Origin of the sequence: Aeromonas sp. 602396, from assembly GCF_049173735.1 — a bacterium.
GTDB lineage: Bacteria > Pseudomonadota > Gammaproteobacteria > Enterobacterales > Aeromonadaceae > Aeromonas > Aeromonas veronii_A.
The window spans coordinates 1-14,704 of sequence record NZ_JAAKSD010000019.1; the positions used below are offsets into that span (position 1 = coordinate 1).

A 14,704-nucleotide genomic window follows, 5' to 3' on the forward strand; every position below is an offset into this window, starting at 1 on the left:
CACTTCGCTAGGAAGCTGGCTCATCAGTTCGGCGTGTTCCGCCGTGCTGGTAGGGGCGCATTATAGGGAGCCGCGCCGGGATGACAAGAGGAAAACTGCAAAAAATGGCATTTTTTACAACTTTCAGGTTTAACCGTTGTTTTATTAAACAAAAGCCCCGCATCGGCGGGGCTGTTTCGGGCAAAAAAACCTTAATTCACATCACACAGCTACCTTTTTGACCAGAATTCGCGTGCAAAGCTGCGCACCTTTTCCCAATCGGTAAATTCAATGTCCTTACTGGTGTCTGTACTGCCACCGGTAATCTTCATGATCAGCTGGATGATGCGCGTCTGCCACCAGTTATAGCGGGAATATTGCAGCGCACCGGCAAACACCCCCAGGGTTTTCGGCTTCCAGGGGGAGAGGCGCAGGAACTTCTTCATATAAGCATTGGTTTGCGGCGTCTGCTTCTCTGGCTTGCGGGCCGTCAGGTTGACACAGAAGAAGGCCGCATTGGCCACCTCCAGCTGCTCCTGATGAGCGTGAATAAAGCTGAACAAGCTGGGGTGGAAGTTGCCATAACGAATGGAGGCGCCGATCAAGACCTTGGCATACTTGCTGAGGTTGCACATCGGCAAGGTATGCAGGTCATGCATCACCACTTCGCATCCCGGCATCTGCTCCAGCATGACATCGACTATTTTGCGGGTTTGGCCATCCCGAGAGGAATAAAGCACCAGAATCTTGTCCATAACAACCTCAACTACGCCAGAATGCAGGAGTAAACAGTACCAGAAGCGTAAAAATTTCCAATCGACCAAACAACATAGCCAACACCAGTACCCACTGGGCCGCCGGCGAGATATTGCCGAAGTTGGCTGATACCTCTCCCAAACCCGGGCCTACGTTGGTGAAAGCCGCAGCCACAGCGGTGAATGCGGTCACTTCGTTCAGTCCCGTCATCAGCAAAAGCAACATGAACATAAAGAAGAGAATAATATAGGTGGCGAAGTAGCCCCACACCGCCTCGACGATGCGCTCGGGCACCGCCCGATTCCCCAGCTTCAAGGTATAGATGGCTCTGGGGTGAACCAGCCGCTTCAACTCGCGCATCCCCTGCATGAACAGGATCATAAAACGCATCACCTTGATGCCACCGCCGGTACTGCCCGCACAACAGCCGATAAAGGCGGAAAACATCAGCAGCATGGGCAGGAGCGAGGGCCAGTCGGCATAGGTAGTGGTGCTGTAGCCGGTGGTGGTACCCAGAGAGACCGCCTGAAACAACCCGTGGTTGAGCGCCTCTTGCCAGGTGGCGTAGTGTCCGTGGGTCAGCAAGGCGACAAAGCAGATCATCACCAAGGTTGCCTGGATAGCCAGGAACACCTTGAGTTCAGAATCGTAAAGGTAGCGCCCGAGCCGCACCGGGCGGTGGGAGAAGACGGTAAAGTGGAGCGCAAAGTTCACGCTGGCCAGCAACAGGAACACCACGGTAATCAGGTTGATGACCGGACTGTTGAAGAAACCGATGCTGGCATCGTGGGTGGAGAAGCCACCGACCGACAGCGTCGAGAACGAATGGCAAACCGCATCGAACAACGTCATTCCGGCGAGCCAGTATGCCAAGGCACAGAGCGCAGTCAGCAGCAGATAGATGAACCAGAGCGCCTTGGCCGTTTCGGCGATGCGCGGCGTCACCTTGGTATCCTTCACCGGCCCCGGGATCTCGGCACGATAGAGCTGCATACCCCCGATCCCCAGCAGTGGCAGAATGGCCACTGCCAGTACGATGATCCCCATCCCCCCCAGCCACTGCAGCAGCTGGCGATAGAACAGAAACGCCTTGGGCAGATTATCGAGCCCGGTCAGTACCGTTGCGCCAGTGGTGGTCAGGCCGGAGAAAGATTCGAAGAAAGCCTCCGAGACCGACATATCCGGCACATCGCTCATGATGAAGGGCACAGCCCCCACACTGCCCAGCACGGTCCAGAACAGCACCACAATCAGAAAGCCCTCTTTCGAGCGCATCTCCTTCTTGTGATAGCGATTGGGAAACCAGAGCACCACGCCGAGCAGCAGGGCGATCAGAAAAGAGCTGACGAACTCGGCACCACCACCATCCCGATAGCCAAAAGCCACCAGTGCAGGCAACAGCATGGTCGAGCTGAACAGCGCAACCAGCAGGCCAACAATGCGAATAATGCTCAGAATGTGCATTACAGCTCCCTTTCCCCAATTAAAGAGCGATGGATTCTAGCCATCTAAGGGGCTGAGGGATACCCGCCCATGAGTCCGGTCGGTCAATTCACGGTCCACCTGAGCCCAAACCGAGGACTCCCACGCCACCTGCAAGGTGACCTGCTGACCGTAATCCGCCGCCAGCAATTCGCCATTATGGCTGCTGATCAGCGACTCGACCGTCCCCATGTCACCGTAATCGCAGTGAATGAGAGAGGGAGTGAGTGGCACCTTGAGCAGGGTGGGCAGTTGCTTGAGGGCGGCACCGACGCCGCCCCCATAGGCTTTGACCAGTCCACCGGTGCCAAGCTGGATGCCGCCGTAGTAACGCACTACCACGGCGCAGATTTCACCGAGCCCCGAGCCCATCAACTGGGCCAGGATCGGCTTGCCCGCAGTACCGGAAGGTTCGCCGTCATCGCTGAAGCCATAAACCTGACTATCTTGCGGCGCACCCGCCACAAACGCCCAGCAGTGATGGCGCGCGGCCGGATGTTGGCGTTTGATCTCGTTGACCCACCCCTTGGCCGCCTCGACGGTCGGGGTGTGGGCGATCAGGGTAATGAAGCGGCTCTTCTTTATCTCTTCGGTCAACTCCAGCGGAGCAGCCGGAATGGAGTACGCAGCCGCCATCAGAGTCCTGCTTGTCTGGTCATGTTCTCCACCCCGTTGGCGTGCAGCACCACGTTGTCTTCGATGCGGATGCCGCCGAACGGACGCAGCGCCTCCACCTTGTTCCAGTTGACCCTCTTACCCTGTTCGCCCTGACGCAGCGGCTCCAGCAAACTGTCGATGAAGTAGAGCCCCGGCTCGATGGTGAACACCTGACCCACCTCCATCACCCGGGTGCAGCGCAGATAGGGGAACAGCTCGGGCGCCGCCAGATGGGTGCCGCGCTCATCCTGCATGAAACCACCCGCATCGTGCACCTGCAAACCGAGGAAGTGGCCGAGGCCGTGGGGGAAGAAGACATTGGTCACCCCGGTGTTGATCATCTCGTCTACCGACATATCCACCAGCTCGGTCGCTTGCAGCAGGCGCGCCAGCTTGTGGTGCATCTGCAGATGCAGCTCGCTGTAGCGGCGACCCGGTTTGATCTCCTTGATGATCTCCTGCTGCTGCTCGTCGAGGGCGGCAATCAGATCGGCAAACTCGCCACGCCGCCACGCCCAGGTGCGGGTGATGTCGGAGGCATAACCGTGGAAATCGACACCGGCATCGATCAGGAAGGAGTGGCGCTCCGCATCGGGCACCCGCACGGCAGACAAGTGGGTGTAGTGAAGGATGGCCGCGTTGCGGTTGATGGCGACGATATTGCCGTAGGGCGCCTCATTGGCCCCCTGCCCGACCGCCTTCATGTAGGCCAGATTAATCTCGAACTCGCTCGCCCCCGCCATAAAGGAGTCCTTGGCGGCGATATGGCCGCGTACCCCGATCCGGTTCGCCTCGCGCAGACACTCCAGCTCGTAGGGGGTCTTGTAGGCGCGGTGATAGTGCAGGTAGTTAAGCACCGCCTCCGGATTGGGCTGGGTCACCCCCAGCAGCTCGGCCACTTCCAGATGGCCGCCAAGGTAGGCCCACTCCTGCTTGTTGGCAGGTAGATGGTCGGCCACCAGTTCCGGCCGGGTCAGGAAACGGATATCGAAGAACTCGACCCAGAAGGCGTTGGGCAGATCCGCTACCTTGTGCCAGAAATCCACCGGGCGGTAGAACAGCAGGATTGGTTTGTTCACCCCGTCCACCAGCAGCCAGCAGTGGGGATTGTCCAGCACCGGCAACCAAGCCTTGAAGTGCGGGTTTACCTTGAACGGATAATCCTGATCATCGAGGAAGATACGGTGAGTCTGGCCGGAGTGGATGGCCAGTCCGCTGAGCCCCTGTTGTTGCAGAATGTCGCGGGTGCGCTGCTGCAAGGTATCGAGGTGCTGGGCAAAAAGTTGGCTATAGCTGCTCATGGCGTCCTGCTCCGAGGTGAATGTGATTGCAGCATAACATCAAGCGCTTGGCGGCTCGACCCGTCAAGCTGCCGCTTCGTGAGGTAACGCATACGTTACAAACGTGTTTGTTATCAACAGAAAACCAATCATTAACAAACCAGAAACAATTCAATACACTGCCGGTAGATACATGAAGTCAGGGATTACTCATGGACAACCTCTGCCTGTGGCAACCGGATCCGCTCGGGACGCAGCAATCCAACCTCTACCGTTTTATGGCGGAGGTGAACCGTTTCCACGGCTTGCAGTTGCAGAACTACCCGCAGCTTTATCAATGGTCGGTGGAGAAGACCACCCGTTTCTGGCCGCTGGTATGGCAGCACTGCGGCGTCAAGGGCGAGCTCGGCAACATAGTGGCGGAGAACCGTCAGGATATGCAGCGCACCCGCTGGTTCCCCGACAGCAGCCTCAACTTCGCCGAAAACCTGCTGCGCCGTCAGGACGAGAGCCCGGCCATCATCTCCCGTATCGAAGGGAGTCCAAGCCGTACTCTTAGCTGGGGTGAACTGAGTGATCAGGTTGCCCGGCTGGCGCAGTGGCTGCGTCATCAGGGGATTGGTCGCGGCGATGTGGTCGCCGCCTACCTGCCCAATATTCCGGAAACCGTGGTTGCCATGCTGGCAACCACCAGCCTAGGGGCGATCTGGACCTCCACCAGCCCCGACTTCGGTGAAGCCAGCGTGGTAGAGCGCTTCGGCCAGACCCGACCACGAGTGCTGTTTGCGGTGGATGGCTATCGCTACAACGGCAAGGCTATCGACATTCAACAGAAAGTCGCCAGCGTGGTGAGCCAGTTAGGCTGCATAGAGCAGACGGTGATGATCCCCCTGCTCGGCAACCCGTTGCAGCTTGGCCACGACTGGCAACAACTGCTGGCAAGCCAGCACGATGCCCAGCTCACCTTCGAGCCGATGGCTTTCAATGACCCGCTCTATATCCTCTACTCCTCTGGCACCACCGGCAAACCCAAGTGCATCGTGCACGGCATCGGCGGCACCCTGCTGCAACATCTGAAAGAGCACCAGCTGCACTGCGATATCAAGCCGGGGGAGCGGATCTTCTACTTCACCACCTGTGGCTGGATGATGTGGAACTGGCTGGTGAGCGCCCTCGCCTCCGGCGCCACCCTGGTGCTCTATGACGGCTCGCCGTTTTACCCGGATGGCAACGTGCTGTGGGATCTCGCCCGCGACGAGCAGGTCAGCTTGTTCGGTACCTCGGCCAAGTATCTCGATGCGCTGCACAAGCAGGGTTACGCCCCCATCAAGACCCACGACTTACCGCACTTGCGGCTGATCTGCAGCACCGGATCTGTGCTGTCGCCGGAGGGGTTCGACTACGTCTACCAGCAGATAAAGCAGGATGTGCAGCTCAGCTCCATCTCCGGCGGCACCGATATCTGCTCCTGCTTCGTCATCGGCAACCCGCTCAGCCCTGTCTATCGCGGCGAGAGTCAGGGGCGCGGCCTCGGTCTCGCGGTGCAGGTATTCAACGAAGCGGGCCAGCCGGTGCAGGGGGAGAAGGGCGAGCTGGTCTGCACCAAGCCGTTCCCGGCTCAGCCCATCTACTTCTGGGGCGACGAAAATGGCGACAAATACCACGCCGCCTACTTCGAACGGTTCGACAACATCTGGTGTCACGGCGACTGGATCGAGCTGACCCCGACCGGCGGCATTCTGTTCTATGGCCGCTCCGACGCCACCCTCAACCCGGGCGGCGTGCGTATCGGCACCAGCGAGATCTACCGCTATGTCGAACAACTCGACGAGGTGGAGGAGAGCATCGTCATCGGCCAGCAGTGGCAGCAGGACGAGCGGGTGGTGCTGTTCGTCAAGCTCAAGGCGGGCTGCAAGCTGGACGAGCCGCTGCGCGAACGGATCCGCCAGCAGATAAAACAGCACTGCACCGCCCGCCACGTGCCCGCCCGCATCCTGCAGGTGGATGCCATCCCCCGCACCAAGTCCGGCAAGATCGTCGAACTGGCGGTGCGGGAAGTGGTACACAACCGACCGGTCAACAATACCCATGCCCTCGCCGATCCCGAGGTGCTGAACCAGTATCGCAACAGGCCGGAACTGGCCAGTTGATAACAAACTCATATTCATCCGAGGCGCCACAAGGCGCCTCTCTTTTGCCCGTTTTGTGATGAGGAGCTTTTACTCGACAACTGTTAAACAAATGTTTTAAATAGGTGTTGAAAATGTCTCCTTTTGGATCAATAGTGAGCCTCGCCCCCTGCTGGGGATTAAGGAGCACCACTCCCCACTGAGTGGGAACAAGGAGACACTCTCATGATCTACCAAGGCGAAACCCTGTCGGTCAGCTACCTCGAAAACGGCATTGCCGAACTGAGGTTTGATGCCCCGGGTTCAGTCAACAAGCTGGATCGCGCTACCCTGCTCTCCCTGAGCGAAGCGATCGCCGCATTACAACAAGAACGTGAACTAAAAGGTCTGATCCTCACCTCCGGCAAAGACGCCTTTATCGTCGGTGCCGACATTACCGAATTCCTGGAACTGTTCGATCTGCCGCAAGAAGATCTGCTCGGCTGGCTGAAAAAGGCCAACGACATCTTCAATGCCATCGAAGATCTGCCGGTTCCGACCCTCTCCGCCATCAAGGGCCACGCCTTGGGCGGCGGCTGCGAGACCATTCTCTCCACCGACTTCCGTCTGGCTGACACCAGCGCCAAGATTGGCCTGCCCGAGACCAAACTCGGCATCATGCCGGGCTTTGGCGGCACCGTCCGTCTGCCGCGGGTGATCGGCGCTGACAACGCGCTCGAGTGGATCACCACCGGCAAGGATTACCGTGCCGATGACGCCCTCAAGGTGGGCGCCATCGATGCCGTGGTCGCCCCCGACGCACTGCAGAGCGCAGCGCTGCAGATGATTAAGGACGCCATCGCGGGCAAGCTGGACTGGCAGAGCCGTCGCGCCGCCAAGAAAGCGCCGCTGCGCCTCTCCAAACTGGAAGCCATGATGAGTTTCACCACCGCCGCCGGCATGGTTGCCGCCGTGGCGGGCAAACACTATCCGGCGCCGATGACTGCGGTGAAAACTGTCGAGACCGCCGCAGGCATGGGCCGTGACGAGGCGCTGGCCGTCGAGGCACAGGGCTTTATCAAGCTGGCTAAAACCGACGTGGCCAAAGCGCTGGTCGGCATCTTCCTGAATGATCAGCACATCAAGGCGCTGGCCAAGAAGGCGGCCAAGCAGGCGAGCAAGGCCACTGGCCATGCTGCCGTACTGGGTGCCGGCATCATGGGGGGCGGCATCGCCTACCAGTCTGCCAGCAAGGGCATTCCGGCGGTGATGAAGGACATCAATGAGAAGGCGCTGGCACTTGGCATGGGCGAAGCCACCAAGCTGCTCAACGGCCAGCTCGAGAAGGGCCGCATCGATGGCATCAAGATGGGCCAGGTGCTCTCCGCCATTACCCCGACCCTCAGCTATGACAACGTCAAAGGCGCGGACGTAGTGGTCGAAGCCGTGGTCGAGAATCCCAAGGTGAAAGCCGCCGTACTGGGCGAAGTGGAAGGGATCATTGGCGAAGACGCCGTGCTCGCCAGCAACACCTCCACCATTCCCATCTCCCTGCTGGCCAAAGGGCTGAAGCGCCCGCAGAACTTCTGCGGCATGCACTTCTTCAACCCGGTGCACCGCATGCCACTGGTGGAGATCATCCGCGGCGAGCAGACCTCCGATGAAATCATCAACCGCGTGGTGGCCTATGCTGCCGCCATGGGCAAGTCCCCGGTCGTGGTCAACGACTGCCCGGGCTTCTTCGTCAACCGGGTACTGTTCCCCTACTTCTTCGGCTTCAACAAGCTGGTCGCCGATGGCGCCGACTTCGCCGCCGTCGACAAGGTAATGGAGAAAGAGTTTGGCTGGCCGATGGGCCCCGCCTACCTGCTGGATGTGGTCGGCATCGACACCGGTCACCATGCCGGTGACGTGATGGCGCAGGGCTTCCCGGCGCGCATGAGCAAGGAAGGTCGCACCGCCATCGACGTGATGTACGAAGTGAACCGCTTCGGTCAGAAGAACGGCAAGGGCTTCTACGCCTACGAGCAGGACAAGAAGGGCAAGCCGAAGAAGGTGGCTGACGCAGCTAGCTACGAGCTGCTGGCCCCCATTGCCAAGCCGAAACAGGATTTCGACAAGGACGCCATCATCGCCCGCATGATGATCCCGATGATCAACGAGGTGGTGCTCTGTCTGGAAGAGGGCATAGTCGCCACGCCAGCCGAAGCCGACATCGCGCTGGTCTACGGTCTGGGCTTCCCTCCCTTCCGCGGCGGCGTGTTCCGCTATCTGGACACCATTGGTCTGGATCGCTACGTGGCCATGGCCGACCAGTATGCCGACTTGGGCCCGCTCTACCGCGTCAGCGACCGCTTACGCGAGATGGCCGCCCAAGGCAAAACCTTCTACTGATTGCGGAAAGGAGATCCATTCATGAAAGACGTAGTCATTGTCGACTGTATCCGGACCCCGATGGGCCGGTCCAAGGGCGGCGCCTTCCGCAACGTGCGTGCAGAAGATCTGTCCGCGCACCTGATGAAATCCATCCTGCTGCGCAACCCCAACCTCGACCCGAACGAGATCGAGGATATCTACTGGGGCTGCGTGCAGCAGACCCTGGAGCAGGGCTTCAACATCGCCCGCAACGCCGCCTTGCTGGCCGGCATTCCGAAGCAGGTGGGGGCGGTCACCGTCAACCGTCTGTGCGGCTCCAGTATGCAGGCGCTGCATGACGCCTCCCGCGCCATTCAGGTAGGTGATGGGGATATCTTCATCATCGGCGGCGTTGAGCACATGGGTCACGTGCCGATGAGCCACGGCGTCGACTTCCACCCGGGCATGGCCAAGTCGGTGGCGAAAGCCTCCGGCATGATGGGACTGACCGCCGAGATGCTCGGCAAGCTGCACGGCATCAGCCGTCAGCAGCAGGACGAGTTTGCCGCCCGCTCCCACCGCCGCGCCCACGCAGCAACCGTGGAAGGGCGTTTTGCCAAGGAGATCGTCGGGCTGGAAGGCCATGACGCCAGCGGCGCCCGCTTCTTCTACGACTATGACGAGGTGATCCGCCCGGAGACCACGGTCGAAACCCTGAGCCAGCTGCGCCCGGTGTTTGATCCGGTCAACGGCACCGTCACCGCCGGTAGCTCCTCGGCCCTGTCCGATGGCGCAGCCGCCATGCTGGTGATGAGCGCGGATCGCGCCAAGGCCCTCGGCCTCACGCCGCGCGCCAAGGTACGTGCCATGGCCATCGCTGGCTGTGACGCCGCCATCATGGGTTACGGCCCGGTGCCGGCCACCCAGAAGGCGCTCAAACGTGCCGGTCTGACTGTCGGTGATATCGACCTGTTCGAGCTGAACGAGGCGTTTGCCGCCCAGTCCCTGCCCTGCGTGAAGGATCTGGGTCTGCAGGATCTGGTGGACGAGAAGGTAAACCTGAACGGTGGCGCCATTGCCCTGGGTCACCCGCTTGGCTGCTCCGGCGCCCGCATCTCCACCACCCTCATCAATCTGATGGAGGAGAAGGATGCCACCCTGGGGGTTGCCACCATGTGTATCGGTCTGGGTCAGGGCATCGCCACCGTGTTTGAACGGGTGTGATAACCAACCGGATCGACGGGATGCACTACTGAGAGTTGTCCCTTTTCGGGGCCAGTCTGACTGGCCCCTTTTCAAGTCTGTGACGATCGCCACACGGGGTGCTCGTCAGTGGTCAGAAGCTGTCTGTTGGCCGTCCCGTTTGGGTCGGCCTTTTTTCGTTTTAATCTTATCAATAGGCTGTTATTGCCTTAAACCTCACATTAGATAGGGGGCTTGCTTGCTTTTTACTCCCCCGACAGGTTCAATCTGCACAAAAAAATGGGTGGATGCACATACATATGTCAATGAGCAAACAACTGCTGATCGTCGATGACGACCAAGAGATCCGCGAGCTGCTCAATGAGTACCTGACCCGGGCGGGCTTTCAGGTATTGACGGCGGCGGAGGGCAACGAGATGCGTCAGCAACTCGCCCAGCACAGCCCGGACCTGATTATTCTGGACATCATGATGCCCGGCGAGGACGGTTTTACCCTCTGCCAGCAGATCCGTCGTGACTCCCAGGTGCCCATCATCATGCTGACCGCCGCCTCCGACGAAGCGGATCGGGTGATCGGCCTCGAACTCGGCGCCGACGACTATATCGCCAAGCCGTTCAGCCCCCGCGAACTGCAGGCCCGCATCAAGGCGCTGCTGCGCCGCGCCGAATTCCGCCAGCCGGAAAAAGAGAAAGAGCCGAGCCGCCGCCTGCGTTTTGCCGAGTGGACCCTCGACACCCTGAGCCACCAGCTGACCCATGACGATGGCAGCCTGCTAGATCTCTCCGGCAGCGATGCCATGCTGCTCGGCATGTTCCTGCAACAGCCCGGCGTGGTGCTGGATCGCGACACCATCTCGGATGCCACCCGCGGTCGCGAAAGTCTGCCGATGGAGCGCGGCATCGACGTGCAGATCAGCCGTCTGCGCCAGAAGCTGGGCGACAACGGCAAGAGCCCGCGCATCATCAAGACCATTCGCGGCAGTGGCTACATGCTGATTGCCGAGGTGCACGAGCTGCCATGAGCAACAAGTGGTCCTGGGGGGCGCTGGTACCCCGCTCCCTGTTGTCACGGATGATCCTGCTGCTGTTGCTGGCCATCCTGCTCTCCCAGACCATTCTGACCGGCATCTGGATGCAACAGATCCAGAAGCGGGAACTGGAGGGGATGCTCAGCACCACCCGCAACCTCGCCATGTCTGCCGCCTCCACCGTCAACTTCTTCAAATCCCTGCCGCTACAGTATCGCCATATCGCGCTGGACCAGCTGCGCAACATGGGGGGCAGCCGCTTCTTCGTCTCGCTCAACGAGGAAGAGATCCACATCAACGCCATCCCCGACAGCGAACGCAAGACACAGGTGCTGGAGGAGGTGCAGGGAGTGCTGACCCGCAAGCTCTCCGACGCCATGGCGATCAAGGTGGATTTCTCCCGGCCCGATGACCTCCACGTCTTCAACAACGACACCCTGCTGGCGGATCTTCCCTCCTCCTGGGCCCGCTACACCCTGTCGCTGGAGCCGCTCAATCCACCGGTACTGGTGACCCAGATCGAGATTGAAAAGGGGGAGTGGCTCTATCTGGCGGCCCTGCTGCCCGCCCCCTACATGACCCTCGACGATACCGTGATGCCGAGCAACCAGGTGCGTTTCATCGCCCTGATGACGGTGTTCCTCTGCTTCTTCACCTTTATGCTGGTGCGCTGGCAGACCCGCCCGCTGCGCCGTCTCGCCAAGGCGGCGGTCAATCTCGGCAAAGATATCGATCAGCCTTCGCTCAAGGAGGAAGGGGCATCGGAAATCGTGGCGGCGACCCGCGCCTTCAACATCATGCAGCACCGCATCCGTCGCTATATCGACGATAGAGAGCGGCTGTTCAGCTCGATTTCCCACGACCTCAAAACCCCCATCACTCGGCTGCGGCTGCGGGTCGAACTGCTCGACGACGAGGTGCAAATCGCCAAGTTCAACAAGGATCTCGACGAACTGGAGCTGATGGTGAAAGGGGCGCTGCAGACGGTCAAAGAGACCGACATTCACGAGAATATCGAGGAGATCGACATCAATGCCCTGCTGGAGCAGATGGCGGAGTCGATGAACCTGCACGACGAGCGGCTGACCATCGAAGGCCACTGCAAGTGGCCCTATCGCGGCAAGCTGCTGGCGCTCAAACGCTGCATCGGCAATCTGGTGGACAACGGCATCAAGTACGGCCAGCGGGTGCGCATCATCATCATGGATGACGAGGAGATGCTGATCCTCTTCATCATGGATGAGGGCCCCGGCCTGCCGGACGACCAGTTCGAGCGTATCTTCGAACCCTATTACCGGCTCAGCACGGATCAGGCTGGCACCGGCCTCGGCCTTGGCATCGCCCGCAACATAGCCCACGCCCACGGCGGCGATCTGGTGCTGGAAAACCGTCCGCAAGGTGGCCTGCAGGCCACGCTCTCCCTACCAAGGCAGTAACCTTATGAAGTGGTTGTCTTTTTCTGTCATCGCCCTGCTCTCTGCTCCCGTTGCCGCCTCCCAGGTGGAAGTGCTGCACTGGTGGACATCCGGCGGCGAAGCGAAAGCGGTCGAAGTGCTCAAATCCGAGTGGACCAAACAGGGCAACCAGTGGAACGACTTTGCAGTGCAGGGCGGCGGCGGCAAGAGCGCCATGACGGTATTGAAGAGCCGGGCATTGGCCGCCAACCCGCCAGAAGCGGCCCACCTCAAGGGCTATGAGCTCAAGGAGTGGGCCGGGCTGGGCTTTTTGCGCGATCTCAGCCCGATGGCCGAACACCTCGGCTGGTACAGCCAGATGCCGCCCATGGTGCGTGCCACCCTCAGCCAGAATGGCGCCCTGATGGCGGTGCCCACCGGCATCCACCGGGTCAACTGGCTGTGGCTCAACCGCAAGATCTTCGAGCGCAACAAGTTGACTCCACCCACCGACTGGGCCCAGTTTGTCACCGTCGCCGACCAGCTTAAAAAACGGGGCATCACCCCGCTCGCCATCGGTAACGAGCCCTGGCAGCTGGCGGTACTGTTTGAAACGGTGGCACTCGGTGAGGGCGGTAAAGAATTCTATCGCAAGGCGTTCCTCGAGCAGGACAGCGCCACCCTGACCGGCCCCGACATGGTGCGGGTGCTGACCCGCTTCCAGCAGCTGCGCGCCTATGTGCCGCAAAAATACGCCGGTCTGAAGTGGCATCAGGCCACCAATCTGCTGGAGAGCGGTGGCGCCGCCATGCAGGTGATGGGGGACTGGGTGAAGGGTGAACTGAGCGCGGGCAACTACCGGCCGGGTGAGGATATCGCCTGTCTGCCGAGCCCGGGCAGCGCCGGACTGTTCAGCTACAATCTCGACTCCATCGCCATGTTCAAACAGCGGGATCCGGCCCAGTTGCAGGCGCAGGGGGATCTGGCCCAACTGCTGATGACGCCGAAATTCCAGGAGGAGTTCAATCGGGTGAAGGGGTCGATCCCGGCGCTGACCAATCCCGACATGAGCAAGTTCGACCGCTGCGCCGTCCGTTCCTATCAGGACTTCCTGCTGGCGGAAAAGCAGGACAACCTGCTGCCCAGCATGGCAGAAGGGATGGCGACGCCGACCAATATGCGGCAGGCGATCCTCGATGTGCTGAGCAACTTCTTCAACGATCCCAAGGCCAACCCGGAGCAGACGGCGCTGCATCTGGAGCGGGCGATGCGCTCGACCCGCTGATCCGGGCACATTGCCAAACGGCAGAAATGACAAAGGCGGAATAGCTCCGCCTTTGTTGTTGAATCGTCATCCGATTCAGGATTGATCGTTCTCGTCCTCATCCTCGTCATAGTAATCGCTGAGCTCGATCCAGAGCCCCAACCCGACCATCACCATGGAGCCGAACCAGGTACCGGTATTCCCGATCGGGCTGCCCATCACTATCATGGCGAAGGACAAAAACCCCATGCCTGCATAGGCCTGTAATCTGCCGTAGGAGACCTGCATATTCACCTCCTTGTTGAATATGGTTCAATTTTTATATTACTCGTCCGGCGCAAGCTGGATAGGGCAGAATAACATTTCGGTTACATATGCTGGTTGATGGGGCGTTTATTTGATTATTTTTTAGCCCTGAGTATCATTGGCAGCCGAATAGGTTGAAGGTTGATAATAGATGAGTGATTTATTCTGCGGCGCGACTCACGAGTTGGACGCAATCGGGCTTCGTTGCCCGGAACCCGTGACGATAGCTCGCAAGAAAGTGCGGCTGAAGGTTGATTATTAATGAGTAATTTATTCTGCGGCGCAACCCACGAGTTGGACGCAATCGGGCTTCGTTGCCCGGAACCCGTTATGATGGTTCGCAAGAAAGTGCGGCTGATGGCGGATGGCGAGACCCTGCTGGTCAGTGCCGACGATCCTTCAACCACCCGCGACATCCCCAGTTTCTGCCGCTTTATGGATCACACCCTGGTCGCCAGCGAGACAGAGCAGGCCCCCTACCGCTATCTGATCCGCAAGGGTCAATAAGCCCCCGTACCGGAGCACTCCATGACAACCATTACCCGAATCGGCACCACCCAGCGTTGGTCAGACGTGGTCATCCACAATGGCACCCTCTACGTGGTGGAAGTGCCCGTCAGCGAAGAGGCCGACATCCACCAGCAGACCCGCGAAGTGCTTGAGAGCCTGCAACGCCTGCTGGAAGCCAACGGCTCCGGCGTCGACAAGATCCTGATGGCCAATATCTATCTCAAAGACATTCAGGACATCGCTGCCTTCAACGAGCTGTGGGATGCCTGGATCCCGGCTGGCACCGCACCCGTGCGCGCCTGCGTACAAGCCCGCCTCGCCCACGAAGGCTACAAGGTCGAAGTACAGCTGACTGCCGCTGTCTAAGAGGCGCTTATCCCCC

13 protein-coding genes are annotated in these 14,704 nt (G+C 59.9%); 8 read left to right on the forward strand and 5 right to left on the reverse strand.

What is annotated here, in order from left to right:
* Positions 1-209: 209 nt before the first annotated feature.
* The 4 genes from hemG to pepQ are packed head-to-tail and all read right to left on the reverse strand — an operon-like array spanning position 210 to position 4,175.
* Complete coding sequence (hemG, locus tag G5229_RS18885) at positions 210-734, reverse strand: menaquinone-dependent protoporphyrinogen IX dehydrogenase (RefSeq protein WP_005339483.1); 525 nt, start codon at positions 732-734, stop codon at positions 210-212.
* Positions 735-741: 7 nt separating this feature from the next.
* Entirely contained in the window at positions 742-2,199 is a 1,458-nt protein-coding gene (locus tag G5229_RS18890) for a TrkH family potassium uptake protein (protein ID WP_421210037.1), read from the reverse strand.
* Between the two features lie 36 nt (positions 2,200-2,235).
* Positions 2,236-2,853 (reverse strand): YigZ family protein, encoded by a 618-nt coding sequence (locus G5229_RS18895; RefSeq protein ID WP_106844541.1) that lies wholly within the window; start codon positions 2,851-2,853, stop codon positions 2,236-2,238.
* Complete coding sequence (gene pepQ, locus G5229_RS18900) at positions 2,853-4,175, reverse strand: Xaa-Pro dipeptidase (protein WP_421210039.1); 1,323 nt, start codon at positions 4,173-4,175, stop codon at positions 2,853-2,855. Before pepQ ends, G5229_RS18895 begins: the two co-directional genes overlap by 1 nt.
* Positions 4,176-4,366: 191 nt before the next feature.
* Between pepQ and G5229_RS18905 the strand changes: the two genes are divergently transcribed.
* The 6 genes from G5229_RS18905 (at position 4,367) to G5229_RS18930 (ending at position 13,527) form a co-directional block, all read left to right on the forward strand.
* Complete coding sequence (locus G5229_RS18905; RefSeq protein ID WP_421210041.1) at positions 4,367-6,304, forward strand: acetoacetate--CoA ligase; 1,938 nt, start codon at positions 4,367-4,369, stop codon at positions 6,302-6,304.
* Positions 6,305-6,508: 204 nt separating this feature from the next.
* A complete protein-coding gene (fadB, locus tag G5229_RS18910; RefSeq protein WP_421210043.1) occupies positions 6,509-8,656 on the forward strand; it encodes a fatty acid oxidation complex subunit alpha FadB in 2,148 nt (715 codons plus the stop codon).
* A 21-nt stretch (positions 8,657-8,677) separates the two neighbouring features.
* Complete coding sequence (gene fadA, locus G5229_RS18915) at positions 8,678-9,841, forward strand: acetyl-CoA C-acyltransferase FadA (RefSeq protein WP_005342451.1); 1,164 nt, start codon at positions 8,678-8,680, stop codon at positions 9,839-9,841.
* Between the two features lie 278 nt (positions 9,842-10,119).
* A complete protein-coding gene (locus tag G5229_RS18920; protein ID WP_005339475.1) occupies positions 10,120-10,842 on the forward strand; it encodes a response regulator in 723 nt (240 codons plus the stop codon).
* Positions 10,839-12,284: an ATP-binding protein gene (locus G5229_RS18925; RefSeq protein WP_005339474.1), complete on the forward strand. Its 1,446-nt coding sequence runs from the start codon at positions 10,839-10,841 to the stop codon at positions 12,282-12,284. Before G5229_RS18920 ends, G5229_RS18925 begins: the two co-directional genes overlap by 4 nt.
* 4 nt (positions 12,285-12,288) lie before the next feature.
* Positions 12,289-13,527, forward strand: a complete 1,239-nt coding sequence (locus G5229_RS18930) for an ABC transporter substrate-binding protein (protein WP_064339027.1) — start codon at positions 12,289-12,291, stop codon at positions 13,525-13,527.
* Between the two features lie 75 nt (positions 13,528-13,602).
* Here G5229_RS18930 and G5229_RS18935 read toward each other — a convergent pair whose 3' ends face one another.
* The gene (locus G5229_RS18935; RefSeq protein ID WP_005339471.1) at positions 13,603-13,794 is read right to left on the reverse strand and encodes a hypothetical protein; all 192 of its coding nucleotides are present in this window, start codon (positions 13,792-13,794) and stop codon (positions 13,603-13,605) included.
* 279 nt (positions 13,795-14,073) lie between these two features.
* Here G5229_RS18935 and tusA point away from each other — a divergent pair, with 279 nt between their 5' ends.
* Both tusA and G5229_RS18945 read left to right on the forward strand, forming a co-directional pair.
* Positions 14,074-14,319 carry a sulfurtransferase TusA gene (tusA, locus tag G5229_RS18940; RefSeq protein WP_227341650.1) on the forward strand — a complete coding sequence of 82 codons (246 nt, stop codon included), beginning with the start codon at positions 14,074-14,076 and terminating at the stop codon, positions 14,317-14,319.
* A gap of 21 nt (positions 14,320-14,340) precedes the next feature.
* A complete protein-coding gene (locus G5229_RS18945) occupies positions 14,341-14,688 on the forward strand; it encodes a RidA family protein (protein ID WP_201991043.1) in 348 nt (115 codons plus the stop codon).
* Positions 14,689-14,704: the final 16 nt, after the last annotated feature.